Origin of the sequence: Pseudomonas sp. P7779 (genome assembly GCF_013386315.1) — a bacterium.
Classification (GTDB): Bacteria; Pseudomonadota; Gammaproteobacteria; order Pseudomonadales; family Pseudomonadaceae; genus Aquipseudomonas.
Window position 1 is genome coordinate 1 of record NZ_JACARZ010000041.1, and the last position, 22,164, is coordinate 22,164.

The window sequence follows — 22,164 nt, forward strand, 5'->3', positions numbered from 1 at the left end:
CCCGTCGACAGCCTCTAATCGCTGTTGCAGCACCGAAGCCAGCAGCTCCCATGATGATGCCAATGGGACCAGCGCTGGGTGACGTGACTCGCTCGACGGCACCTGCTGCGCCAGATATTGGAACGGCTGTCGCTCCCGTGCCACCTGTCGCGAGACCGTTGTTCCAGGCGGCATCTACGTCGGTAAGCAGTATTGTCGACACTCAAACCCGTCGACAGCCTCTAATCGCTGCTGCAGCACCGAAGTCAGTAGCTCCCATTATGATGCCAATGGGACCCGCGCTGGGTGACGTGACGCGCTCGTTGGCGGCGCCTGCTGCTTCCAAACCCGCGAACATCGTTATTCAAGCGCCCGCAGTACCCAAGCCAGACCCGGCACGGGTGGACCAGAAGTTCAGCTACTCGCTGAGCATGCCGGTCACGGTCGAGGGCGATGCCAAGGATCCGCAGCAGTTTGTTCAGCAGTTGCTGCCTTTGATGCAGCGCGCACTCAGTGACGCCGCGCAGCAGGAAGCCCGGCGCAATCTTTACGACGATGCCCATACATAAGGAGGGACCATGGAATACCTGGAGCAGATGCAATCAGGTTTCAAATACCTGGTCAGTGCGGGCGAAGCGGGCCGGCGTAGTTTGGATGGGATGCTCGGGCCGGTGAATGGCGCTATCAGTGAAATCACGGGTGCAGCCGCTGAACTTGAAAACGTGCCGTTCATTCCTGACGGCGTAGGGGAAAAGCTGCAGCGGGTTATGCGGGGTGTCGGTGCTGCCCAGGCCAAGGTCGGCGCTGTGGTGGAAACCTATAGCCGGGCTTCACGGGCGGCGTCGCAGATTGACGAGCGACTGGGTGTTTTGAAGGAACAAGCCGCTAAGGCGGGCGCTGCGATCAATCAGGTGGCGGGCAAGGTCAGTCCGCAACTGGCGAACATTTTTCCGACCGAAGCGCTGGGGCTGTCGCAAACGCCACTCGCCGAAGCGGTTAAACCGTTTCCACACCTGTTGATCATCCAGCCGCTCAAACCGAACACGCAACCGTATTACTTCAACCTGGATACGGCGGCCTTCGACGAGTTACGCCGGCAGACGGAGTTTCGCTGGGCCTCGCAAGAGCGTCTCAGCCGTCGGCCGGCGCAGCAGGCCATCGGTATGGGCGAGGAGAAAATGACACTCAAAGGCTCAATCTTTCCCGGCTTCAAGGGCGGACTTAAGCAACTGGACACCCTGCGCAGCATCGGTGCCCAGTTGCTGCCACTGACCCTTACCACCGGCTACGGAGAAGTGCTGGGCACCTGGTGCCTGAAGAACCTCGACGAAGAGCAGAGCGCGCTGCTGCAGGGCGGTATCCCGCGCAAACAAGTGTTCACTCTGGAGTTTGTACGTTATGGCGATGACCTGCAGAACGTCTGACGGCGATGTGCTGGATACCTTGTGCAATCAGTTTTACGGGCACCTGAACGGCACGGTGGAGGCCGTGCTGGCTCACAACCAAGGGTTGGCCGACCAGCCGCAACCGCTTACGGCTGGATTGCTGATTGTCTTTCCGGATCTTCCACCAGTCGCGGACGAAACGGTGCAGCTGTGGGATTGATGGTTGTGAGTCAAATATTTGAGTAGCTGTTCATGACAAAGCCTCGCACTGCGGGGCTTTGTCGTTTCTAGGGTATCGAGATGAAACCAACTTTTAGAATTGTTGCTGACGGGACCGATATCACGGCCCTGATCAACGACCGCCTGCTGTCCCTGCGCACCGTCGATAAACCTGGCATGGAGTCGGATGACTTCGAGTTGCGTATCGATGACCGCGACGGTGCGGTGTCATTGCCCAAACGCGGTGCCGGCATTGAGATCTACCTGGGCTACGCCGGCAACAGTCTGACGCGCCTCGGCCGCTATGTCGTGGATGAGGTCGAAGCATCCGGCCCGCCGGACACCATCGTGATTCGCGGTAAAGCCAGCGACATGCGCGGATCCGGCAAAACTACCCGCACCGGTAGTTGGGAAAACGTCACCCTCGCGCACATCGTTGCTGACGTGGCGGCTCGCAGTGGCTGGCAACCGGTCTGTTCCATCACCACGGTAGTGCCCCGGGTCGACCAGATCGGCGAGTCCGACTTCAACTTCATCACCCGTCTGTCCAAGCAATACGACTGCACCGCCAAGGTCGCTGACGGCAAGTTGCTGGTGATGCAGCGTCAGGCGGGCCAGAGCGCGAGTGGCAAAACCCTCGGTGTGGTCACCATCACGAAAAGCGACGTCAGCCGCTGGCAGTTTCGTTTCGCTGACCGAACCACGCAAAAGGCCGTCAAGACGCGCTACCAGAACAAGAAGAACGGCGAACTGGTGACCCTGGAGCTGGGAAACGACGACGCGCCGGAAGGCATGCCGCCGGTCCATACCGACCGACATATCCATCCCAACAAGTCTGCAGCGGAACAGGCTGCCAAGGCGCGGCTGAATGCGTTCAACCGTTCTACGGCAGCGGTTCGACTGGAGATGGTGGGACGCACCGACTTGTTCGCCGAGCGCCACATCAATGCGCAGGGTTTCAAGGATGGATTGGATGGGGACTTTCTCGTGGACTCAGTGGAACAGGTGTTCACCCAGGCCGGCTGGTCCACTACGGTCGAGTGCAATGCTGGCAAGAAAGGCAAAGCCAAGGCTAAAGGTAAGAAAGAGAAAAAGCCGCTCACCGTGCTGACGGTGCCGTAATCGCTTAACGCACTTGCCCGATCCGAAACGATAAACTCAGGAGGCGTCATGCCCATCACCGAGCAACAACTTCAACGCATAATGCCCAACGCCCGCCGCCAAGCGGGCGTTTTTGTATCTGCCTTAAACGCAGCGATGACCAACAGGAAGATCGACACACCCAAGCGCCAGGCCGCATTCCTCGCCCAGGTCGGACACGAATCGGGTCAGTTGCAGTACGTACGCGAACTGGGCAGCGATCAGTACCTCAGCAAATACGACACCGGCCCTCTGGCGGCCAAGCTCGGCAATACCCCGGAAGCCGATGGGGACGGTCAACGTTACCGTGGCCGTGGGTTGATCCAGGTCACCGGGCACGATAACTACCTGCGCTGCAGCCTGGCGCTGTTCGGCGATGAACGATTGTTGCGCACACCGGAGCTGCTCGAGCAGCCGCAATGGGCGGCAGAGTCGGCGGCGTGGTTCTGGTCGGTGAACGGGCTGAATGCGCTCGCCGATCAGGAGCAGTTCAACACCATCACCCGCCGGGTCAATGGCGGGCTCAACGGTCTGGAGGACCGGCTGCAGCTGTGGGCCAGGGCGAGGGCGGTGTTATGCGTCTCTTCGACCTGATCCCTGCGCAGTTCCGTATCGCTGCCGTCGGCGCGCTGTTGTTGATGGTGGTCGCCGGATCTGCGGCGTTGGCCTGGACTCTCCAGGATTGGCGTTATGGCCGTCTGCTGGAGCGTCAATCCCGGCTGCAAGCTGACACCCTCAACGAGTTATCCCAAGCGTCTGCTGCCCTGCAGCGTACCGAGCAGGACAAGCGCTTGGCCCTGGAGCAGCGCCTGCAGAGTAAAGACGAAACCCACCACAAGGAATTGACCAATGAGCAAACCAAGCAGGCTCGTCTGCGTGATCGCTTGGCTACTGCTGATCTGCGGCTGTCAGTCGTACTCGCCGCCACCGATGCCACCAGCAGCTGTTCAGTGCCAACCACCACCGCCACCGGCCGCGTGGTTCATGGCACCACAAGAGCCGAACTTAACCCAGCGCATGCTCAACGAATTATCGGAATCACCGATGCCGGCGACCAAGGATTGATCGCCCTGCGGGCATGTCAGGCTTACGCAAAAGAAGTTTCCACACTGAAGTAAAAGGAGCGGCCGGGTAGGATGCGTCAACATCCAGCCCGGCCACCTTTCTTTGCGTTAGTACTCCGAAACAATTGGAGCGTGTAGGAGTATGCGGGTGGCGCCCTGCGTGTGTTGTTAATTGAAACTGGCGCGGTCTGGTATTTGCTAGTTACAATATTATGAGTTCGCCTTTAACTCCAACGTTTGCGAAAATTATTTTTCCGTTAGGTGTCTTCCAGTGCATTAGACGAAGTGCAGCGCCAGCCTTGGTTATGTGTGACCTGTAAGCTAAATTTCCACCTCGTTTTATTTGCACTCCGGAAGTGGCGCTAGTATGAAAAGGAGAGAGTTGGTTTTTCGGTCGTCCCGCAACTATATGACTTAGACATTCGATCAAGGTGTTGAAGTATTTCTGATCAAAATTTGCCTGATTGTTGTTCATGCTTTCAATGAAATCTTCGCCAAATGAAAAAGATGACCACTCTACAGTTTGTAGGTCCTCGCCCGCCTCTCGAACTATGCGAAGAGCATAGGAATATACGCCAAGCTTGAGGTCGTAGTTACTCATTTCAGCAGAGAAGAAATGGCTGCCATCAATATGCGAGAAGTAAGATTTGTAGCTGGCATGAACTGGAATGTGCTGTTTGACTTGAATAGGAAATGTAAGTTGAGATGGATGCGCATTCAACAAAGTTCCATTCACTTCGGTTAATGGGCTGAATGGGGGGTAATGATGCAAAGCGCAGGGGTTCTTTCCTTGAGTCAGGCTGTAAAGAGCCAGACTTACGAAAAGCTCAGATAGTTCGGACGGTCTATTAGGCACGTCGTGAGCTAGAGGAGCGGGTAATAGTGTGAGATCATTCCAGTCACTGACCCAGAAGTAGTCTTTTTCCTCCATGCTTTTTGCAGTAGAAAGAATCTGGTTGATAATGGTAGTTATGTCATTGGCGGAGTACGTCGTTACTCCATCTTCTTGGATATTTGTTGCGAAAACTTTATCAGTTGGGAATCGGTTTGCTTGCTGAAGCTTTATGTATGCTTCATCTTCAAGAAATGGAGGGTGGTCCGAGTTTGTAATGTCAGCGTGTATTTGCATCAGGTCAGTGACGAAGTCGTCAATGAGAGTCGGATCGCAGTAAGCGGGAGCAAGAAGAAAGTCACAAGTGATAACCGGCTGCATCGTCATTGCCCCTCGCGATTCTTTTGTTCTTCGGTTACGCGAAGGCGGTCTCTTTTTCTTTTAAGTGCGGCCTCTCTAATTATAAGCTCGATTTCTTTATTGTTATCGTCAAAAAATTCTTTAGGCCAATTTTCTATCGCTCCGTAGCGACTAATATCAACCTTTTCGAATTGCGATACGCTGTTGTGCTTGTTGACGAAATAGATAGAGCTTATGCTCTTTATTTTGTCATCTTCACTTTGTGCGATTCGCGCACGAAGTCGAGTTATCATATATTCGCTGTGGGTTTCAATGAGGCATTGTCTTCCGCTCAGCGCTACCGCGATGAAGAAATCACAAAGTCTTGATTGCACCCTTGGATGAAGGTGAAGCTCGGGTTGCTCGAAGATTAGCATGTCTCCAGGATCAGACAGTAAGGCCATTAGAATAATCGGTAGCACTTGGCTTACGCCAACACCAACATGTGTCATATCCTGCCACTGATCTGCAGAGTGCGTCTTGACTCGGAGTAAGTGCCCCATTTTACCAGTGTCGACGGTATTGAAGTCTTGCGCTACACCTAAGTAGGTCAGCCAAGTCTTACAGGCTACGTCTAACGGGGTAGCGCTTTCTTGTAGCGTTAGTCTGCCATCGTCATCCTGAAGTGGTGAAGAGTAGCGGATATTTCTGCCTTTATTGATGTGCAGAACTGCTGCAGTATTTTCTCCCTTTAGACCAACATTTTTCGGATCCGCAAGGCCCGTGCTTGGATAGTTGGCTTGAGGCTCAATCCGTAGCGGGCCCAGATACCTAACGGCTCTAGAAAAATATGCAATTACAAAGTCTTCGATTTTATCAAAAATTGGTATAGTTTGAGATTCTATAGCTGTTTCTTTTTCTGTGCCGAAGTACCAAGACTCCTTAAAGGTTTCCTGATGTTTTTTTAGCAGGTCAAGTATGGCAAGTGAGATCTCTTTAGGTTGTTGCTGTATGAAGGCTTTGAATTCTTTTATCGGGATGTGGCTTGCTCTTTTTTTTAGTGAGTCAAAAAGCGAAGTTGTAAGGGGGAATTTTTGCGATATAAGTTGCTTTTTAACTTCTGTGAAGTCTACGGATCGTTGGAGGGCTGAGTTAGAGCGCATGGCTTTGCTCAGCGCTTCAGGTAATACAAAAGTATCGCTGAGAAATCGAAGCTCTTGCTCGATTATTTCTTGAGCACAGTCTATAAAGGAATTAGGTATTATTAATCTTTCTTCGTTGAGTTCGAAATAGAATCCGCTAAGTATTGATGATCGAGATCCGCATAGGTAAGGGATAATTCGATTAGCGATGCGCTTGGTTTTGTCGTAACTAAAGACCAAGTTTTTTGGAATTATCCCGTCTCGCTCGAAGCCGATAGGTTTTAATTCGGGAAACTCTTCCGACAGCATTGGGATGGAGTCAAGGTCGAAGTGCCTTATTTTAAATATCGGCGCCGTGTTGACGGCTTGTGATTGAGGTTGCTTGTTATAGGTTTCGTCATAAACCTGTAGCGTTTGAAATGAATTGGAGTTATCAGCGGTCCCAATAAAGGTAACATCACATTCTATGGGCGTGGGGTGAAGCTCGTCATCCAAACTGCCGTCGTAACTATTACGCTTGCCTAATAATAGTCGAATCTCTACAGTATCGTTCGGGTCTAGAAGCCACGGGAAGCGACTGGCGGTAAGTGTGAATTTTATTTCAAAGCTTTTTTCATTGCTAAAGTGGCTTTTTACGTCGGAAATTGAACCTAGCTTCGTTAATGGCCCATTTAAGATGAAAGAGGTTCTGTCGTAACGTGAAGAAAGGCTTTGGCTCATGAATAATATGGCTTGAATTAAAGAGCTTTTGCCGCTGCTGTTAGAACCGCAAAGAATCGAAAATAGATCTAGAGGCAGAGCACTCTCGTTACAAATCGATTTAAAACGTTTGAGAGATATAGACTTAAGCATGGGGCTCGTTCCTTCGTTATAGCCTTGAGGAGCTAACAGTAGCACGAAGCTGGCGTTACGGCATCACTGGAGCGCTCTGGTATCAAAACTCGACATGCAGGCCTTTACAGCGTACTCAAAACCTCTGGAGAGCGCGTTGAGCTGGGTTAACGACTGTGAGGTACAGGTGAGGTATCCGCTACTGAGAGCGGGGGGCATAGATGCCGTCAATTCTTCTTGCGATGCCACCTCCTGCGTTTTTTTGCTACCTCGCTAAAATCGTCTTCCCATCCTCTCATCCATGGTTCATAAGCACTATCGGGGGGAATCAAATCCGCATTTTCTCCAATTGAGTCTGCCCTCCGAATCAAGCGTTTTTCCCCGGACAATTCCTCATACCGGTCACGGACTTTAACTCCTTGTGATGTTAGGCACTCAGAGAGCTTGCATGCGAAGAAGATGACGTCGTCGGTGTATGTCGCTATTCCCTGCACAGCCGAGCCGTATTCATTGTTTACAACCCCTTCAACGGGCAGCGCAAGATAGTAGTGCTCGGGCGCGAAACCTGCTGGCAAGGCACCGTTTCTAAACATCTCTAAGAGTGTGTTATAAGCGCCAATCATGCCGTTAAGATTTCCGACGGCATCCGCCAGGGAAATTATTGATTTCACTCCATTGGGCGACATGCTCATATCCTTAAGAATGAGGCTCTGTAGTTCTACAATCGGCGGTGCTATGGTTTGAAACTTCAAGTGGTTGATGCTCAGCTGGAACGGCCCCTCCCGTTTTGCCGCGGCCTGGTAGTTAGCGAACCGTACCAAGTCCGATTCGTACTTTTTCAGAAACTCTGATACGTGCTGTTTTTTGAGAGAACCGGCCACATCTATGACCGATATGCACAGCGTGATCGCGACGTCGATGCTGCGGAGCTCAGCTAATAGCTCGTCCCTCAGCTTCGCGCTCGTAGCAATTCGGCCGGCCATCCATGCACCAATGCCAGCACCGAACCCGGCGCTAATCAGCGCGCTGCCCCATTGAACAACATCAATGTTGGGCAGGCCAGCAGCCCACGGGAAAAGCGGTGCTGCAGCTGTATAAATGCCGTTAATTGGCTCCCACAAATCCGCCATTAGATACCTCCAAACTGACGCCTCTGCCATTTAAGACATACGAATCGGAATATTAATCGATTCGTTGCAGCAATGGCCATTTCTTACCCGACAATAGCGGTTGTGATGAACGGTTGAAGGCAGTGGTGGGCTGAAGTAGCCATGAGTCAGTCCAGCAATTGCACACTGCCGAATTATAATTTTGGATCTCTCCCGAAGAGTCACATTCGTACGCTTTCAGGTCCTATCACAAGTAGCGAAGCGATCTGCATGGGTGTTGTTGTAGTGCACTTTCGCAGCCTTGCATTCTTGTTCTGAGGGATAGGTAGATTCGACGTTTCGTTTTGGAGCCCCTTTATGGTTGTAACTAACAAGTTCCCATCGCTCTGCTGCATAAGCATCAAGTGCAGGAAGAGCAAGGAGTAGTCCTAAAGAAACGGTAAGGACGCCAGTCGCCATCTTAAATTTAATCATGTCAACTCCAAAGGAAATTTATGTAATGTGTCTTGTTTTGTTACGATGAATTTTTACAGCTTCAGGCAGGTTGCAATCACTCAGGCACCATCACCACCGCTAACGTTAGCTTGATGAACTCGTCGTTCGGATCAATCGCAGTCAGGGGGACCTGATATTATCGGGAACCGCAGCACCACCACGCTACTCGACAACAGTTTGTGGTCTCCATGATCTCGGCTTCCGAGCCAAGCTGATTTTCGTTGATCTTGAGTAGGAGTTGAGGGAGTAGGTCTGAATTCGGCATCGTGTTTTCTCCATTAAGAGTTCAGCATAGCAGCCGAATTGCCACTTAGAGGGAATAGAGTTATTGAGAGGCTTTGTCGATAACCTTCACAGGCAACTACTGGAGTTGTCACTGGTTGTCAGAAATCTCAGAAGCCGCTATCGCTCAACGCTGCTGATGCGAGAAAGGTTTAGGGCATATTTAGGGCAAGATCGGGGCCGGCAGAGGCCGCAGTAAGCAACAGGTATCTCGATAAAATTCCGTTATTCACGGTCTAGGACGGAACAGAGAAAGGCTTGAAAGGGTTCAAATCCCTATCCACGGTCGTTGAACGGAAGGCTTGATAGGACGATGCAGAGGGCTGCCCGACTGTAGGTGACAAAGCATAGAAAATCGATTCCGCAACCGAAATAGAACCGACCGATTTCAGCGGGGTCCAGCGAGGTATAAACGATGGAAATGCGGAATTGATGTGAATATAAGTGATTGATAAAACGAAGGATATTCGTGGATTGCAAATCCGTCTACGCCGGTTCGATTCCGACCTCGGCCTCCACTCTTAGAAACCCCGTAGATTAACGTCTACGGGGTTTTTTATTGAGCTCGAAAAAAAGAACCGCCACCCGGATCTTTTCCATTTTGCCGTTTAGCGATAGCTCCAACGCAGGCATCAATCTTCTTTGCGGTCTTCGGCCGGAGTTCATGAATTGACCCCGGCGATTCCTTCCACGACTACGGTACTAGCGCCCTGGCTCCCCAGCCAATCTCAGTCAGACGCTGTTCCTGAACCTTCTTTCTGAGGCATGTGAATACCCTTGTGCCCATAAAAAGGAGTGTGCGGATGGGTTCTTACTGGAGTGAGGTTGCTGACAGGCCTTCGCGCTTCATCAGCTTCAGCTCCCGACGAATCTACTGGGTAGTACATGGCTCGATGTGGAATCGGAGCCACTCGGTGCAGAATCAGTCGCCCTCATTCAATCTCGCGGCCTGAGCCGCGGCCGAAATCTTCTCAACGGCGAATCTTCAGTGTTCCGCGCCTCCTCATTTTGAAACGCCAAAATGTAGCCAAATGTACCCGACGGTAAATGTTTCGAAATGTGAAAAAAATGTCCGACATAACTTGGTAATTGAGTTAGATTCCTATTAGCATTCTCGAAATGTTAACGCGCTTGACCCACTCGTCGTAGGAATCCTCGTTTTGAAACATCACTTTTCTGCCAGTCTGTTGCTTGCTAGCGCTTGCAGCGCTGCGTCCCTCGTTCACGCCACCGAAGACTTGACGTTGCCGACTACCCAGATCGAAGCGAGTAGTGAACCTATTGACGGTCCAACCGTGGGCTACAAAAGCAACCCGTCGTCCAGCACTACCCGTCTGGGCTTGACGGACAAGGAAACCCCGCAGGCCGTGACCACCATCACTCGGCAAGCCCTGGATGACTTCAAGATTACGGGCATCAAGGATGCGCTGCGTGCTGCGCCCTCGGTGACCGTGGAGCAAACCGAAACCGATCGTACGGAATTCACCTCGCGCGGCTTCGATATCAACAACTTTGAATACGATGGCGTGGGCATGCCCTTCGTGGGAACCGTATTGGTCGGTGATCAGGACTTGGCCGAGTTCGAGCAGATCGACATCCTGCATGGCGCCAATGGTTTGATGAGCGGGGCTGGCAACCCGTCGGCCACGGTCAATTTCGTACGCAAACGTCCGACCGAGACCTTCCAGGCGCAAATCGATACCAGCGTCAGCTCATGGGATGGCCGTCGTGTGGACGTGGACGTTTCCGGGCCGTTGACGGATACCGGCAACGTACGCGGCCGCTTCATTTACTCCCACGACAAAGGCAACTCGTGGATGGATCGATACAGCCATGAGCGCAACGTCGCTGCCGGGTTGTTGGCGTTCGATGTGTCCGATGCCGACACCGTAACCGTGGGTTTCTCCCAGCACGACAGCAATTCAAACGGCAGCACCTGGGGTAACTTGCCGTTGGTGGATAACGATGGCAACGCCATTCACTATGGCAGCCGCAGCTCCAGCATCGGCCAGCCGTGGACCTATTGGAACCTGCGTACCCAGCGCACATTCGCTGAGCTCAAGCATGATTTTGGCAACGGCTGGAACGCTACGGTCACCGCCACGGGCATCACCGAAAAGCAAGACACCAACATGATGTATGTCGCCGGGGTCAGCGGTGATGACGCCTCAGTGTTTGCCGCCAATACCACCAGCGAGGCTCATCAGTTGCTGGGCGAGGCCAAGGTCTCCGGCCCGTTCAGCCTGTTTGGCCGAGAGCATGAGTTGACCCTCGGTGCCGCCTATGGCCGCACCCATCAGAAGGCCCGGGAATACGATGCGGCTGCAGATGGCTACTACGACGTTTCATTCTCGGATGTGCTGGCGGGCAATCTGGCGCATCCGTCGTTCCTGTTTACCAGCGACGCCAATACCCAGAATTTCACGGACACTCAGAAAAGCGTGTACGCCGGTGCCCGATTCAGTCTGGCCGATGATCTTCACTGGATCGCCGGCGCGCGGATGATCAGCCTGGACGCTTCCGGCGACAGCTATGGTTCCGACTACTACACCCGCGCACATGGCAAGGTGACGCCTTACACCGGCCTGGTCTACGACCTGGACAAGCAGTGGAGCGTGTATGGTAGCTGGACGAAAATCTACAGCGCTCAGTACAACCTGGGCAGGGACGGCAAACTGCTTGCTCCGCTTGAAGGCAAAAGCATGGAAGCCGGTGTGAAGGGCAGCTTGCTGGATGACCGCCTCAACGTCACCGCCGCGGCATTCAAGACCGAACAGCAGAATGTCGCGGAGTATGTCGGCCTGGTGGGTGGCCGGTCCGTTTACGACCCCATGGATTACAAGAGTCACGGAGTAGAGCTGCAAGCCTCTGGCGAAGCGCTACCCGGCCTGGACGTGCTCGCCGGGTATACCTACGTGCGCATCGACAACGACGATGGCGACAAGGCCCGTAAGTATGTGCCAACTCATAGCGTGCGCGGCATGCTCACCTATCGCTTGCCAAGTTTGCCCCAAGCCAAGATCGGTACACGGGTAAGCTGGCAGAGTGCAGTGGAAAACGACACGAACAGTGCCATCCACCAGAACGCCTACGCGTTGCTCGATTTCATGGCCAGCTATGACATCGACAGCAACTGGAGCACGTCGCTGAACCTGAACAACGTCACCGATCGCAAATACCTGCTATCGCTGTACAACAGTGCCACGACCGCCAGCTACGGCGCCCCGCGTAACCTGGTAGCGTCTGTTACCTGGAAATACTGATACCGCCTGGGGGCTCGCCGTGCCTCGTGACGCGCGGCGAGCCTGGCGCTTTAAGGAAAACCACCGAGCATGACTGCACGCACCTTGCGTATCTGGTTTCTGGTCCACAAATGGACCAGCCTGATCGCTACCGTTTTCCTGTTGTTGCTGTGCCTGACGGGGCTGCCACTGATCTTTCATGAAGAGATTGAGCACTACTTCGAGCCGCCGCCGCCCCTGCGGCCGCTGACCGCCGATACACCACGAATCGACTACGACACCGTCATTGCCAGAGCATTGGTGGCGCAGCCGGGGGAGGTCGTGCGTTTTGTCGGTTTCGATCCGGAAAGTCCGCTCGGTACGGTGTACACGGCAACGAGCATTATGCCGCCACCGATCGAGGGGCATTCGCAGTCGTTCGATACACGCACTGGCGAGTTATTTCCCGCGGTGCCGCCAGACGAAGGGTTCATGAACCTGATGTTGCGCCTGCATACCGATTTATTCATGGGGTTGCCCGGTTATCTGTTCCTCGGTTTCATGGGGCTGCTGTTGGTCGCGGCGCTGGTGTCCGGCGTGGTGGTGTACACACCGTTCATGCGCAAGCTGGACTTCGCCACCGTGCGCAACGGGCGCAGTTCACGCTTGAAGTGGCTGGACCTGCATAACGTGCTCGGCATCGTCACCCTCGCCTGGGTGTTGGTGGTGGGGCTGACAGGCGTGATCAATACGCTGGCATTGCCCATTTTCGACTTTTGGCAGAGTGACCAGTTGGCGCAGATGACCGCGCCCTACAAGGATGCGCCGCCGCTGGAGCGCCTCGGGTCGTTGCAAAAAGCGCTGGATACCGCGCGTAAGGCGGCGCCAGGCATGGAGCCCAGCTTCATCGCCTTTCCCGGTACTCAGTTCAGCAGCCAGCACCATTACGCAGTGTTCATGCGCGGCACCACGCCGCTCACTGCGCGATTGCTCAAGCCGGCCCTGGTGGATGCGAGTACCGGCGAGCTGACCGACATGCGTGAGATGCCGTTGTACGTGAAAACCTTGCTGGTTTCGCAGCCGCTGCATTTTGGTGATTACGGTGGTGTGCCGCTGAAGATCATCTGGACGCTGCTCGATCTCATCAGCATCGTCATCCTCGGCAGTGGGCTCTACCTGTGGCTGAGCCGTCGCAAGGTACCGTTGCAAAAACGCTTGGATGAATTGCATGCCAGCGGGCCGGAAATGGGGGGCCGATCATGAGGCGCGGACTGTGGATGATCTTTCGCTGGCCGCTGTTGCTCTTTGTTTTAAGCCTGTTCGGATTGCTCTCGGCGCTGATCGGTGACGGCGTCTATGATCTGCTTTCATGGCTCAGCCTGGGGGTGCCGTTGGGGCTGGTCGGGGTGGTTTGGCTGCGTTTGCGTTCAGCCAAACGATGATTGGCGCGATCCTCAGCGCCGTCATCAACAGCGTCAGCTGCCACTCGGTTGCAGGTCGATTTTCTCCCTGCGGCAACTCACCCACGGAGTTCGCCAGGGCATTGGGCATGCTCAGCGCCGCGACGAAGTCGTGAATGGCGCTGTACTGGGAAAGTCTTCCGCACATGGCCAAGCCCTCAACCTGAAACCTGAGCTTAGACGATGGTTTTCGGGTGAGACATCAGTTCGCTCAGCACACTGCGCAGCCTCTCGGCCTCGCGCGTGCTGAGTCGATCTGAAGTGGTGAGGTTGGCGATCTGCTTCCTCATCGCTGCAGCTTCGGCACCGCGCAGCCTGAGGTATCCGGCAAACTCTTCGTTCTTTGCCTGTGCTTCTGTCAGCATCGCGACCAGGCCGAAGATATCCGCCCGGGCCTTGCGCAGTTGCAGGTTCAGTTCCTGGATCTCGTTCTCGAGCAGCCGGGCATGTTGTTTGTGCATTTCGAGAGGCGTGGGGATGCCAAGCCACCCGCAGGTGTCTTCGTCGATATTCATAGGAGGTATTTCGAGTGCTGTATGTGTATACAGTATTCGAGATTGGGTGAAGTGGAATGCTTGAGGCGACGAACTGCAGGGTTACCCGACGATCAGTCGGGCGCGGGCCTCCCACTCTTTACTATTTACCGGCGGTGATACGCGCCATGAACTGACGCGTCAGGCTGGCGATCTGCTCGGTTTTTTCATCGAGCGCGAAATGCCCCGCGTCCAGAATATGAACCTCGGCCCCCGGCACATCATCCTTGTAGCGCATGGCTCCCGGCACAATGAACGACGGGTCGTATTTTCCCCACATGACCAACATCGGCGGTTGGTTGTCTTTCAACCATTGCTGCCATTTTGGGTAAGAGGCCACGTTGTTCTGGTAGTCCAGCAACAACGCCGACTGTATCGCCCGCTGGCCCGGACGGGATAAGGCGGCAAACTCGTCCTCCCAGGCATCAGGGTTGTAACGCTCGGGATGAGGGCTGGTGCCCAGATGACGCTGCTTCGTGCCTTCGTACCCCGTGAACCCATCGACTTGTTCGGGATGCTCGGCGGGAGCCTTCCAGTACTTGGCGATGTTCGCCCATTTGGCACCCAGGCCTTCGTCATAGGCATTGGCGTTCTGGATGATGATGCCGTGCAGTTTTTGCGGCGCGTTGAGGATCATCCGAAAGCCTACCGGGCCGCCGTAGTCCTGCATAAACAGGGTGTATTCATGGATCTGCAATTGCGTGAGCAGCTTGCTCATGGTGTCGGCCAGATGGTCAAACGTGTAGGTGTAGGTCGCGGCCGAGGGCGCGTCGCTTCTGCCGAACCCGGGGTAGTCGGGGGCGATCACGTGATACCGGTCAGCAAGCAGCGGGATCAGCGAATCCCACATGCGCGAGGACGAAGGGTAGCCATGGAGCAGCACCAGGGGCGGCGCGTCCCTGGGGCCGGCCTCGCGATAGAAAACCCTCACGCCGTCCACACTGGACCAATGATAGTCAGTGGACTCGGTGGTATAGGGGACGGACGGCACCGGTTCGCTGGCGTGTGCCGGTGCGGTCATCGAAAGAGTGGTCATAAGTGCTCCCAGCGTGCAAAAGGTGGCGATGTTCATTGAGGCCCTGAGCTCTGATTTGCGCATTTCCCGGTGAAATGCAGCTGCGATCAGAGTGAACGCATCCGGGAACTCACACCATTGGCCCAATGACCATTTTTCATTAGAATCGGGCCAATCTCGATCAGGCCCGTCCTATGAAAAAAAGTGTGAAAGTTGCGGTCATCGCCTTTAACGGCATCAGCCCCTTTCACCTTTCTGTGCCGTGCCTCGTATTTGGTAAAGATCGCCGAGTGGGGGATTCGCCCTGGTTTGAATTGGTGGTCTGCGCGGGCGAAGAGGGGGCGCTGGTTACCAACGCCGGTTTCGCGATCCACTGTGACCATGGTTTGGACCAGGTTGCAGGAGCTGACATCGTCATCATTCCCAGCTGGCGGGACGTCACCGAAAGGCCGCCGAGCGCGCTCCTCGAAACGCTTCAGGCAGCCCATGAACGGGGCGCGCTGGTGGTCGGCCTGTGCCTGGGGGCGTTCGTGCTTGCCCATGCGGGCCTGCTGTGCGACAAGCGGGCAACCACGCACTGGGCGTGGGCGGCGCATCTGGCGCGAGATTTCCCACGCATTGAAGTGGACCCCAAAGTGCTCTATGTCGAGGCGCAGCAAATCCTGACCTCTGCAGGCGTGGCCGCAGGGCTCGATTGCTGTATTCATATCGTCAGGCGGATCTACGGGCGGGGGGTTGCCAACGCGTTGGCGCGTCAACTGCTGGTTTCCCCCCATCGCGACGGAGGCCAGGCCCAGTTCATCAGCCAGCCTGTTCCTCAAGGCGCAAGCGACCAGCGTCTCGGCCAGTTGCTGGACTGGCTTCGGGCAAACCTGGAACAACCGTTGTCAATCGATCAAGTGGCGACGAGGCTGGCGATGAGTCGACGCAGTTTCACTCGGCACTTCAAGCAGCTGACCGGCTCGACGTTTGGAAAGTGGCTCACGAATGAGCGAATCAAGGCCGTCCAACTGCAACTTGAAACCACCGACCATAGCGTCGAGTCGATCGCTGACGCTTGCGGGTTTGGTACAAGCCTGTCGTTACGTCAGCACTTTTTCTCGATCGTGGGCGTGAGCCCCACAACCTACCGGAAGGCTTATCATCGATAGGGAGGCACCTGTAATTTCCGGGTTCCGATTCCCGTTCGCTGACGTGTAGCGACGGAGCGAAAACTGGCCAGTGACTCCTGCGGGTACAAGGCCGAAAAGCTCTCCAGGCAACCGCCTGCAAGTGAAAGCGATTTGGCCTCGGGCTGGCAGTTTCCTCCTGACTGACTAACCTTCTACGCAACGGCCATCCTTGTACAAGTGTCAAGGGTCCACCTCAGGGACCTGAACCGGCGCGCTGGGTTGGCAAGTCATAAGGAGAGCTTCATGAATGGACTTATCTCAAGAGTCTTACTGGCGTTGACAACACTGGCCTGGGTGTCCGGCTCCCAGGCCGCGACCACCGTCACCGGGCAAATCAGTGCGTCGCTGATATTGATCAATAGTTGCCTGGTCAACGGCGTGGGAGGCACCACAGGCTTGAATTTCGGTGCGTTGAACTTTGGTACCGCCAACACCCTGTATACCGAGGCTGATGGGCAAGTGCTGGGCGGCGGCGGGGCGCCTTTGTCTATTCAATGCTCGGCGGGTACTTCGCCGGTATTGACCATCACGTCCGGCGCCAATGATGGCAAATCCACCGGTGGAACGCGTGCCCTGGCAGACGGTGCCGGCCACTTTGCGCCCTATGACATCTACACCGACGCCGCCCACACGCAAATTCTTGCCAACAACGGCACTATCAATCTCACGGCCAGCACCGGGGTTGCGCAAACCGTGAATATTTACGGCAAATCCCCAGGCAAGGTGGGTTTGCCGGCCGGCACTTATACCGACACGATTGCGGTCACGCTGACGTTTTGAATATGAGGTATATCGCTTGCGGCAATCTTCGGATGCCAAGGGAAATGATTTATTTGCTGTTCCATTTTGAACTCCGTCTTCCATTTTTGAGCGGGAGACGGCATAGATTTATTGATTTTTAAATTGATCTCTACCTGTATCGCATTCACACCCCTAAAGACATCTACGGGATGACAGGAGTTGGATGATCAGGTGCATGCATCATGTTAATATCGCCACCCCTCGTGACCGAGGGGCCTCTGGCGGGCAGGCTGGTCGAGAGAAAATCCACTTGTTTCCTGAGATTTATAGCTTGATATGCCATTTTTAACGTCCATGGCATGATTTCATGGGCGTTAATCAGCCGATATCCATTTTTCCATTTAAAGCTGCGCTTGCTATGGCAGTAGTTCAGAAACTATACGCCTCAAAAGGAAGAGTCATGGCCGTACCACGCATTATTTTCCCAATAGCCATTGCTGTTGTCGTGCTCGGAGCCGGCACGCTGATCTATCAGGGCCTCAACGGCACAAGCAGCTCGCTGAGCTGCGCAGATGATTTCTCGCAAGCCACGGTTATCGAGGGTGTTAAAGGTACAGTTGCCGGCGACACTACACTAGCCACCAGCCAGGCTGGTGAGTCTGGACATATTCCTTTTGCCAAGCCTTACCATTCGGTCTGGTGCAAATGGACTTCGCCAGAAGATGCAAGCTTCACATTTGATACCACAGGCTCAAAATTCGACACCGTGCTTGCCGTTTATAAAAGCACGAGCCTGAATTCGATGCCGGTGGCCGGCACGAACAATAACCAGTCGGAAAATGATGTAACCAGTGCTGTGACTTTTTCAGCCAAGAAGGGTGAAACCTATTCGATTGCCGTCGATGGGTTTGAAGGTGCTTACGGTAAGTACATCCTCAACTGGGCCAAGAAATAAGCGAACATGGCAGCTGTCGGCGGCCATTGGCTAAGGTGAAGGGGGACGACAATCCTCCACACCAGAAAACCCCGTAGATTAACGTCTACGGGGTTTTTTATTGTCTGCCGGTAAGTACGATGGGCGAAAAAACCGCAATCGCGGGCCTTCTCGCAGGGCAGCCCGACTTACTTGAACAAGCCGCCAATTGCGTTGATCGCATCCGCAGCCTTGTTCACGTTTTGCTGGCGCTGAGGGTTAGTGTCCACTTGTGCCTGGGTGTTGTAGGTGCTGTTGCTGCAGCTCTTGTTGGTTTGTGTCAGTGCTGCCTGGAACGCGGTCGCGCGCAACGTATCGCCCTTGGCATTGGCCGCATTGATATTGGTCTGCAGGTCGCGGATCTGTTGCTGGCAGGAGGCACTGTTGGCGTTGACGGTGTTGTTGCTGTTGCCGGCACCCCCCAAGGCAGATGACAGGGCACCGGTGAGGGCAGACAGGTCGGCGGCGTGGGCGGGCAAAGTGAACAGGCTGAACAGGGCGGCGGCTGGGGCGAGTTTGGAAAGACGCATGGCAAACCTCAATGTTTTATTGCCTGCGCATCTCCGGGGGCCCGAGCAGGCGCAGAACAATATCCGTATAGAGGTGAGCGCTCGGGTGGGGCGAAATATATTTGGTCAAATTTTGACCTTCAACCGTGAAACTCCATAAATGTGAGTTGTTTCACGTTGTTTGTCTGGCATTGACGACGTATCAAGGTGAGGGCACGAGCCCGAGTGATTCGCGATGCAAGCTGAAACGCCTGGGTGCTTCACTTGGCGCAACAAATACCCGATAGCTTCACCAGCAGTGTCAGCGCGACGATTGCCCAGCCAAAGTTGAGTGCGACAAACATCCATTCCGGCGGATTTGTACCCAGGGAAATCGTCGAGGTAACCGTCAAGAAAACCATCAAAAGACCAATTGGGAGCCAGAACCAGAGGTGTTTCTGGCGCTGGCACACCTCTATGTGCAGCGGGCTATCTTCATGGAGCGTCATGTGTTGTCGGCCTCGGTAACCTGCTGCTTCCCTGCCGATGTTCAGCTCAAGAGCGCTATCCTGAGCAATGAGTCCAGGTGATGCAAGGTGCATTCGCCGTTAGTGTCAATACGAATGGACTCCGGTCCTGCGTATAAGCGTATGGTGGATGTTAAACACGGTTTGAGGTACCCACCATGGACGACAAGCTCGGCGCCCGCCTGAAAGAAGAACGCAAGGTCCTTGGGCTTTCCCAGCAGGAGTTTGGTGCGATTGGCGGTGTCGCCGCCAATGCCCAGGTGCATTACGAAAGTGGAGTGCGGCTGCCCAAGTCCGATTACCTGATTGCCCTTCGGCGCAAGGGGGTAGACGTGATTTACGTGCTGACGGGGGAGAGGGCGGCGATCAACCAGGACGACCTGAGTGAAAAGGAGACATCGATTATCAACCAATACCGCACGCTGGACTGCCTGGATCAGGAGGCGATTGCGCAAATCACTTCGTCGCTGTCCGCTGATTAATGGCACAGGGCAAGGAACCGCTTGATGTATAGCTGGCAGTGCATGTGCGCTATTACTGTTTGTTGAATGCCCGGGCCTGATGAAGTGTATGCCCGTATCTCCCGGTAGCTGTACGGGGCGAATACCGACGCAACGTTCTACTGTCTTGGCCACAGTACTTCGTTCGGATGTTGCCCATGTTCATGTCTTCAAGCCTGTTGTCAGCCTTTGCGCTGTTCGCCTTTGTCTCCTCGATTACGCCCGGCCCCAATAACACCATGTTGCTGGCGTCCGGGGTGAACTTCGGTTTTATTCGCTCGATCCCCCATGCACTGGGCATCAGCATTGGCTTCATGTTGTTGGTGATCGCAGTGGGCCTGGGCCTGGGAGAAGTGTTCAAGGCGCTACCGTGGGCCTACACCGTATTGCGTTATGTGGGGGCGGCGTATTTGCTGTACCTCGCCTGGAAGATTGCAACCTCCAGTGCGATGTCCGATGACACCGATGACAAGCGCAAACCCATGACGTTTCTTGGCGCGGCGGCCTTCCAGTGGGTCAACCCCAAGGCCTGGGTCATGGCGCTGGGCGCGATCACCACCTACACGCCTGCCGAGGGTTATGTCACCAACGTGCTGTTGATTGCTGCGGTGTTTGCCTTGGTAAACCTGCCCAGCGTTTGCGTATGGGCCGGCTGTGGCAGCGGCTTGCGCAATGTACTGCGCGAGCCACGCTGGTTGCGGGTGTTCAACTGGTCGATGGCGGCGCTGTTGGTGCTGTCGTTGTATCCGATGTTTTTTGCCGGCTGACACGCCCTCTGACCTCCAGCGGGTTGCGTCAGCAGGCCATGGATCCTAGACCGGTGAGATGGTGGCCAGCAGACCAATTGCGATGGTCAGCGCAAGAAAACCGAACAGGAAAAATGCCATCTTAGCCATAAGGCCTCCGAAATGAACGGGCCGGCAGGACGGTTCCTGCCGGGCTCCACGGGCGTGTCGGGAGTGGGTGTATTGTCAGGGCAGGGCGGTTTTCGATACAGGGGCAGATGCAGAAGAAAAAAGCGTATCAGATGGGCCGGGGCGCCGCAGGAGCAGGAAAGCCGGGGATGATCATTTTGGGGTATCAGGGAATAAACAGCGGCTCAGTAACGTGTGGGCGGGACTGCTGAAGGAACTAACCTTTTGCGTGGAGTATCGTATCCACGATTTTCGTGGGAGGTTGAAGGCGAACTGCGTCGTGCGTGGCTATTCTCAAGCGGCGCTGGGAGGGTTCCTTGAAGTGATTTCATCGGGGCGAGTAGGCAAATGGGCAAGACATTGGCTGCGCTGTCGTTTTTGATGACCCTGGTTTGGGTTTCAGTGGTTATTGCGGTAATGACTTATTTTTCCTGATGCACGTGGGGCACGGGTGCGGCACCTGGTGAAGCGGTCGGTATCGCCATTGCCCACTCCCGCCTGCAAAATCTGTAGATGACTGATCTGGCGAGCTTTTTTGTTTGCCAGGGCGCCGCTTGATTGTTTGAAAAAGCCCACACCCGACCTTGCATCGAGGGGGCTTGATCTATATATTCCCTAGCCTGCTGCAACGCTCAAGGGCTTTTAACGCTGCTTGGCCTGCTGCATAGCGCTACCGCCCGAATGGCGAAACTGGTAGACGCATGGGACTTAAAATCCCCCGCTCGTAAGGGCGTGCCGGTTCGATTCCGGCTTCGGGCACCATCTAAAACCAAGGGTTTGCGGGCGAAAGCTGATGCAAGCCCTTGTTTGTTTCCGGTCGGCAATTGTTCAACAGGTCCGCAATCCACTTCGTTTGCGAGGCTTCCTTGCCTTCTGCGTTGCAGATGCACCGCCCGGTCATCGCAACAGTACTGCGCTACCTCAACCTCAGTTCTTCGCCCGGCTCAATGGAAATTCGTACCGGCGCTTATCGATAAAGATCGAATAACGTAATCCTCCGTCGCCGCTCGGCTGAAGAATGCTGTGAGTCTTGGATTTATGGAAAGGGTGGCTGTAAAGAGAGGGAAGGTCTGAATAGGCATAGCTTTCAAAATGCAGTTCGTCGCCTACCCAATGCACCTCGTTGTACAGGAAGTGCCAGTTTTTGCTGGAAGCCATGTAGAGGTAGGCACTGCCGTTGGGACCCATGATGACTTCTACCTCCAGCTCGCCTTTGTCATTTGCCCACTTGCCAATATATCGCTCCATACCGGAGTGGGCAGGTATCCCGGGATCCGCTACAAAATCACTGGCCTTGAAAGGGGTTTTGCGCGCAGCTTCAGCGGCGGCGTTTGGATAAAGGGCACACAGCGGTGCGACGTTACTGACTTTTACGTAGTTGAAGGTCAGGCTCGTATCCGAAACATCCATGCTCAGCGTCATGGTCTGCGGGTCGAATGCCAGGACCTTCAGGTCGAAGTTGTCTGAAGGTGATTTGAGATGGATGACCTTTCCATCGTCGGACACCTTGAAGTCGCTCACTTCTTTTTCCTGGTGCTTCCCGGGTTCAGCGCAGTTGAATGGATGCAAGGTGGCCTTGGCATCTGCGCTGTATTCGACCACGTTGGCAATTCCGTTGCGCAGAGGAACCATGGCCCAGATGCCGACTACGTTATCTTGAGTCGCCAGCGCGTGCGTCGAAGGCATGGCGCCATGGTTGGCACACCCGGTCATCATCAACGTGGCCAGGGAAATTGTCAGAACGTTGATCCGCATCGGGCTTATCCATAAGAGTGTTCGCATTGATCCATCTGTCGCGGTTGG

At 54.7% G+C, this 22,164-nt stretch carries 22 protein-coding genes, 1 tRNA gene and 2 pseudogenes; 15 read left to right on the forward strand and 10 right to left on the reverse strand.

What is annotated here, in order from left to right; genetic code table 11:
• Positions 1–263: 263 nt before the first annotated feature.
• From HX869_RS13960 to HX869_RS13985, 6 genes are all read left to right on the forward strand, one after another.
• The gene (locus HX869_RS13960; protein WP_218646284.1) at positions 264–548 is read left to right on the forward strand and encodes a hypothetical protein; all 285 of its coding nucleotides are present in this window, start codon (positions 264–266) and stop codon (positions 546–548) included.
• A gap of 9 nt (positions 549–557) precedes the next feature.
• On the forward strand, positions 558–1,403 hold the full coding sequence (locus HX869_RS13965) for a phage tail protein (RefSeq protein ID WP_178903217.1): 846 nt from the start codon (positions 558–560) through the stop codon (positions 1,401–1,403).
• A complete protein-coding gene (locus HX869_RS13970; protein ID WP_178903218.1) occupies positions 1,378–1,584 on the forward strand; it encodes a tail protein X in 207 nt (68 codons plus the stop codon). Before HX869_RS13965 ends, HX869_RS13970 begins: the two co-directional genes overlap by 26 nt.
• A gap of 80 nt (positions 1,585–1,664) precedes the next feature.
• Positions 1,665–2,705: a phage late control D family protein gene (locus tag HX869_RS13975; RefSeq protein WP_178903219.1), complete on the forward strand. Its 1,041-nt coding sequence runs from the start codon at positions 1,665–1,667 to the stop codon at positions 2,703–2,705.
• A 48-nt stretch (positions 2,706–2,753) separates the two neighbouring features.
• Positions 2,754–3,317, forward strand: coding sequence for a glycoside hydrolase family 19 protein (locus HX869_RS13980; RefSeq protein WP_178903220.1), 564 nt, complete (start codon positions 2,754–2,756; stop codon positions 3,315–3,317).
• Positions 3,299–3,841, forward strand: a complete 543-nt coding sequence (locus HX869_RS13985; RefSeq protein WP_178903221.1) for a lysis system i-spanin subunit Rz — start codon at positions 3,299–3,301, stop codon at positions 3,839–3,841. Before HX869_RS13980 ends, HX869_RS13985 begins: the two co-directional genes overlap by 19 nt.
• 148 nt (positions 3,842–3,989) lie before the next feature.
• On the opposite strand, the gene HX869_RS13990 is transcribed toward HX869_RS13985, so the two are convergent.
• From HX869_RS13990 to HX869_RS31550, 4 genes and pseudogenes are all read right to left on the reverse strand, one after another.
• The gene (locus HX869_RS13990; protein ID WP_218646285.1) at positions 3,990–5,000 is read right to left on the reverse strand and encodes a hypothetical protein; all 1,011 of its coding nucleotides are present in this window, start codon (positions 4,998–5,000) and stop codon (positions 3,990–3,992) included.
• A gap of 2 nt (positions 5,001–5,002) precedes the next feature.
• Positions 5,003–6,952, reverse strand: coding sequence for a DUF3696 domain-containing protein (locus tag HX869_RS13995; protein ID WP_178903223.1), 1,950 nt, complete (start codon positions 6,950–6,952; stop codon positions 5,003–5,005).
• 206 nt (positions 6,953–7,158) lie between these two features.
• Positions 7,159–8,061: a hypothetical protein gene (locus HX869_RS14000; protein WP_178903224.1), complete on the reverse strand. Its 903-nt coding sequence runs from the start codon at positions 8,059–8,061 to the stop codon at positions 7,159–7,161.
• Positions 8,062–8,590: 529 nt separating this feature from the next.
• Positions 8,591–8,800: pseudogene (locus HX869_RS31550) on the reverse strand (hypothetical protein).
• A gap of 1,204 nt (positions 8,801–10,004) precedes the next feature.
• Between HX869_RS31550 and HX869_RS14005 the strand changes: the two are divergent.
• The 3 genes from HX869_RS14005 to HX869_RS14015 all read left to right on the forward strand — a co-directional run bounded on the left by HX869_RS14005 (position 10,005) and on the right by HX869_RS14015 (position 13,480).
• Positions 10,005–12,080 carry a TonB-dependent siderophore receptor gene (locus HX869_RS14005; RefSeq protein ID WP_178903235.1) on the forward strand — a complete coding sequence of 692 codons (2,076 nt, stop codon included), beginning with the start codon at positions 10,005–10,007 and terminating at the stop codon, positions 12,078–12,080.
• A gap of 69 nt (positions 12,081–12,149) precedes the next feature.
• Complete coding sequence (locus HX869_RS14010) at positions 12,150–13,301, forward strand: PepSY domain-containing protein (RefSeq protein WP_177020014.1); 1,152 nt, start codon at positions 12,150–12,152, stop codon at positions 13,299–13,301.
• Complete coding sequence (locus HX869_RS14015; RefSeq protein ID WP_023658797.1) at positions 13,298–13,480, forward strand: hypothetical protein; 183 nt, start codon at positions 13,298–13,300, stop codon at positions 13,478–13,480. The genes HX869_RS14010 and HX869_RS14015 overlap by 4 nt, the downstream gene beginning before the upstream one ends.
• 69 nt (positions 13,481–13,549) lie before the next feature.
• Here HX869_RS14015 and HX869_RS31555 read toward each other — a convergent pair.
• The 3 genes and pseudogenes from HX869_RS31555 to HX869_RS14025 form a co-directional block, all read right to left on the reverse strand.
• Positions 13,550–13,646 (reverse strand): annotated as a pseudogene (locus HX869_RS31555) (DUF159 family protein); the annotation flags it as partial.
• A 28-nt stretch (positions 13,647–13,674) separates the two neighbouring features.
• Positions 13,675–14,013, reverse strand: coding sequence for a hypothetical protein (locus HX869_RS14020; protein ID WP_178903225.1), 339 nt, complete (start codon positions 14,011–14,013; stop codon positions 13,675–13,677).
• A gap of 121 nt (positions 14,014–14,134) precedes the next feature.
• Positions 14,135–15,067 carry an alpha/beta fold hydrolase gene (locus HX869_RS14025; protein WP_256348657.1) on the reverse strand — a complete coding sequence of 311 codons (933 nt, stop codon included), beginning with the start codon at positions 15,065–15,067 and terminating at the stop codon, positions 14,135–14,137.
• A gap of 173 nt (positions 15,068–15,240) precedes the next feature.
• On the opposite strand from HX869_RS14025, the gene HX869_RS14030 reads away from it, so the two are divergent.
• From HX869_RS14030 to HX869_RS14040, 3 genes are all read left to right on the forward strand, one after another.
• Positions 15,241–16,197 (forward strand): GlxA family transcriptional regulator, encoded by a 957-nt coding sequence (locus HX869_RS14030; RefSeq protein ID WP_177021945.1) that lies wholly within the window; start codon positions 15,241–15,243, stop codon positions 16,195–16,197.
• Positions 16,198–16,461: 264 nt separating this feature from the next.
• Positions 16,462–16,998: a spore coat protein U domain-containing protein gene (locus HX869_RS14035; protein WP_177008548.1), complete on the forward strand. Its 537-nt coding sequence runs from the start codon at positions 16,462–16,464 to the stop codon at positions 16,996–16,998.
• Between the two features lie 421 nt (positions 16,999–17,419).
• Positions 17,420–17,914: a hypothetical protein gene (locus HX869_RS14040; protein WP_087693941.1), complete on the forward strand. Its 495-nt coding sequence runs from the start codon at positions 17,420–17,422 to the stop codon at positions 17,912–17,914.
• Between the two features lie 167 nt (positions 17,915–18,081).
• Here HX869_RS14040 and HX869_RS14045 read toward each other — a convergent pair whose 3' ends face one another.
• Positions 18,082–18,462: a DUF1090 family protein gene (locus tag HX869_RS14045; RefSeq protein ID WP_003207691.1), complete on the reverse strand. Its 381-nt coding sequence runs from the start codon at positions 18,460–18,462 to the stop codon at positions 18,082–18,084.
• A gap of 239 nt (positions 18,463–18,701) precedes the next feature.
• Positions 18,702–18,929 carry a hypothetical protein gene (locus tag HX869_RS14050; RefSeq protein ID WP_256348171.1) on the reverse strand — a complete coding sequence of 76 codons (228 nt, stop codon included), beginning with the start codon at positions 18,927–18,929 and terminating at the stop codon, positions 18,702–18,704.
• A gap of 176 nt (positions 18,930–19,105) precedes the next feature.
• Between HX869_RS14050 and HX869_RS14055 the strand changes: the two genes are divergently transcribed.
• From HX869_RS14055 to HX869_RS14065, 3 genes are all read left to right on the forward strand, one after another.
• Positions 19,106–19,429, forward strand: coding sequence for a helix-turn-helix domain-containing protein (locus HX869_RS14055; RefSeq protein WP_177028201.1), 324 nt, complete (start codon positions 19,106–19,108; stop codon positions 19,427–19,429).
• Positions 19,430–19,605: 176 nt separating this feature from the next.
• Positions 19,606–20,214: a LysE family translocator gene (locus HX869_RS14060; RefSeq protein ID WP_178903226.1), complete on the forward strand. Its 609-nt coding sequence runs from the start codon at positions 19,606–19,608 to the stop codon at positions 20,212–20,214.
• Between the two features lie 822 nt (positions 20,215–21,036).
• A tRNA-Leu gene (locus HX869_RS14065) sits at positions 21,037–21,123 on the forward strand.
• Between the two features lie 165 nt (positions 21,124–21,288).
• Here HX869_RS14065 and HX869_RS14070 read toward each other — a convergent pair.
• On the reverse strand, positions 21,289–22,116 hold the full coding sequence (locus tag HX869_RS14070) for a hypothetical protein (RefSeq protein WP_178903227.1): 828 nt from the start codon (positions 22,114–22,116) through the stop codon (positions 21,289–21,291).
• Between the last annotated feature and the right edge of the window lie 48 nt (positions 22,117–22,164).

Coding starts and splice junctions, on each gene's coding strand:
- HX869_RS13960 (WP_218646284.1), top strand. CDS start 264: ATGCCAATGGGACCCGCGCTGGGTGACGTGACGCGCTCGTTGGCGGCG.
- HX869_RS13965 (WP_178903217.1), top strand. CDS start 558: ATGGAATACCTGGAGCAGATGCAATCAGGTTTCAAATACCTGGTCAGT.
- HX869_RS13970 (WP_178903218.1), top strand. CDS start 1,378: ATGGCGATGACCTGCAGAACGTCTGACGGCGATGTGCTGGATACCTTG.
- HX869_RS13975 (WP_178903219.1), top strand. CDS start 1,665: ATGAAACCAACTTTTAGAATTGTTGCTGACGGGACCGATATCACGGCC.
- HX869_RS13980 (WP_178903220.1), top strand. CDS start 2,754: ATGCCCATCACCGAGCAACAACTTCAACGCATAATGCCCAACGCCCGC.
- HX869_RS13985 (WP_178903221.1), top strand. CDS start 3,299: ATGCGTCTCTTCGACCTGATCCCTGCGCAGTTCCGTATCGCTGCCGTC.
- HX869_RS13990 (WP_218646285.1), bottom strand. CDS start 5,000: ATGCAGCCGGTTATCACTTGTGACTTTCTTCTTGCTCCCGCTTACTGC.
- HX869_RS13995 (WP_178903223.1), bottom strand. CDS start 6,952: ATGCTTAAGTCTATATCTCTCAAACGTTTTAAATCGATTTGTAACGAG.
- HX869_RS14000 (WP_178903224.1), bottom strand. CDS start 8,061: ATGGCGGATTTGTGGGAGCCAATTAACGGCATTTATACAGCTGCAGCA.
- HX869_RS14010 (WP_177020014.1), top strand. CDS start 12,150: ATGACTGCACGCACCTTGCGTATCTGGTTTCTGGTCCACAAATGGACC.
- HX869_RS14015 (WP_023658797.1), top strand. CDS start 13,298: ATGAGGCGCGGACTGTGGATGATCTTTCGCTGGCCGCTGTTGCTCTTT.
- HX869_RS14020 (WP_178903225.1), bottom strand. CDS start 14,013: ATGAATATCGACGAAGACACCTGCGGGTGGCTTGGCATCCCCACGCCT.
- HX869_RS14025 (WP_256348657.1), bottom strand. CDS start 15,067: ATGACCACTCTTTCGATGACCGCACCGGCACACGCCAGCGAACCGGTG.
- HX869_RS14030 (WP_177021945.1), top strand. CDS start 15,241: ATGAAAAAAAGTGTGAAAGTTGCGGTCATCGCCTTTAACGGCATCAGC.
- HX869_RS14035 (WP_177008548.1), top strand. CDS start 16,462: ATGAATGGACTTATCTCAAGAGTCTTACTGGCGTTGACAACACTGGCC.
- HX869_RS14040 (WP_087693941.1), top strand. CDS start 17,420: ATGGCCGTACCACGCATTATTTTCCCAATAGCCATTGCTGTTGTCGTG.
- HX869_RS14045 (WP_003207691.1), bottom strand. CDS start 18,462: ATGCGTCTTTCCAAACTCGCCCCAGCCGCCGCCCTGTTCAGCCTGTTC.
- HX869_RS14050 (WP_256348171.1), bottom strand. CDS start 18,929: ATGACGCTCCATGAAGATAGCCCGCTGCACATAGAGGTGTGCCAGCGC.
- HX869_RS14055 (WP_177028201.1), top strand. CDS start 19,106: ATGGACGACAAGCTCGGCGCCCGCCTGAAAGAAGAACGCAAGGTCCTT.
- HX869_RS14060 (WP_178903226.1), top strand. CDS start 19,606: ATGTTCATGTCTTCAAGCCTGTTGTCAGCCTTTGCGCTGTTCGCCTTT.
- HX869_RS14070 (WP_178903227.1), bottom strand. CDS start 22,116: ATGCGGATCAACGTTCTGACAATTTCCCTGGCCACGTTGATGATGACC.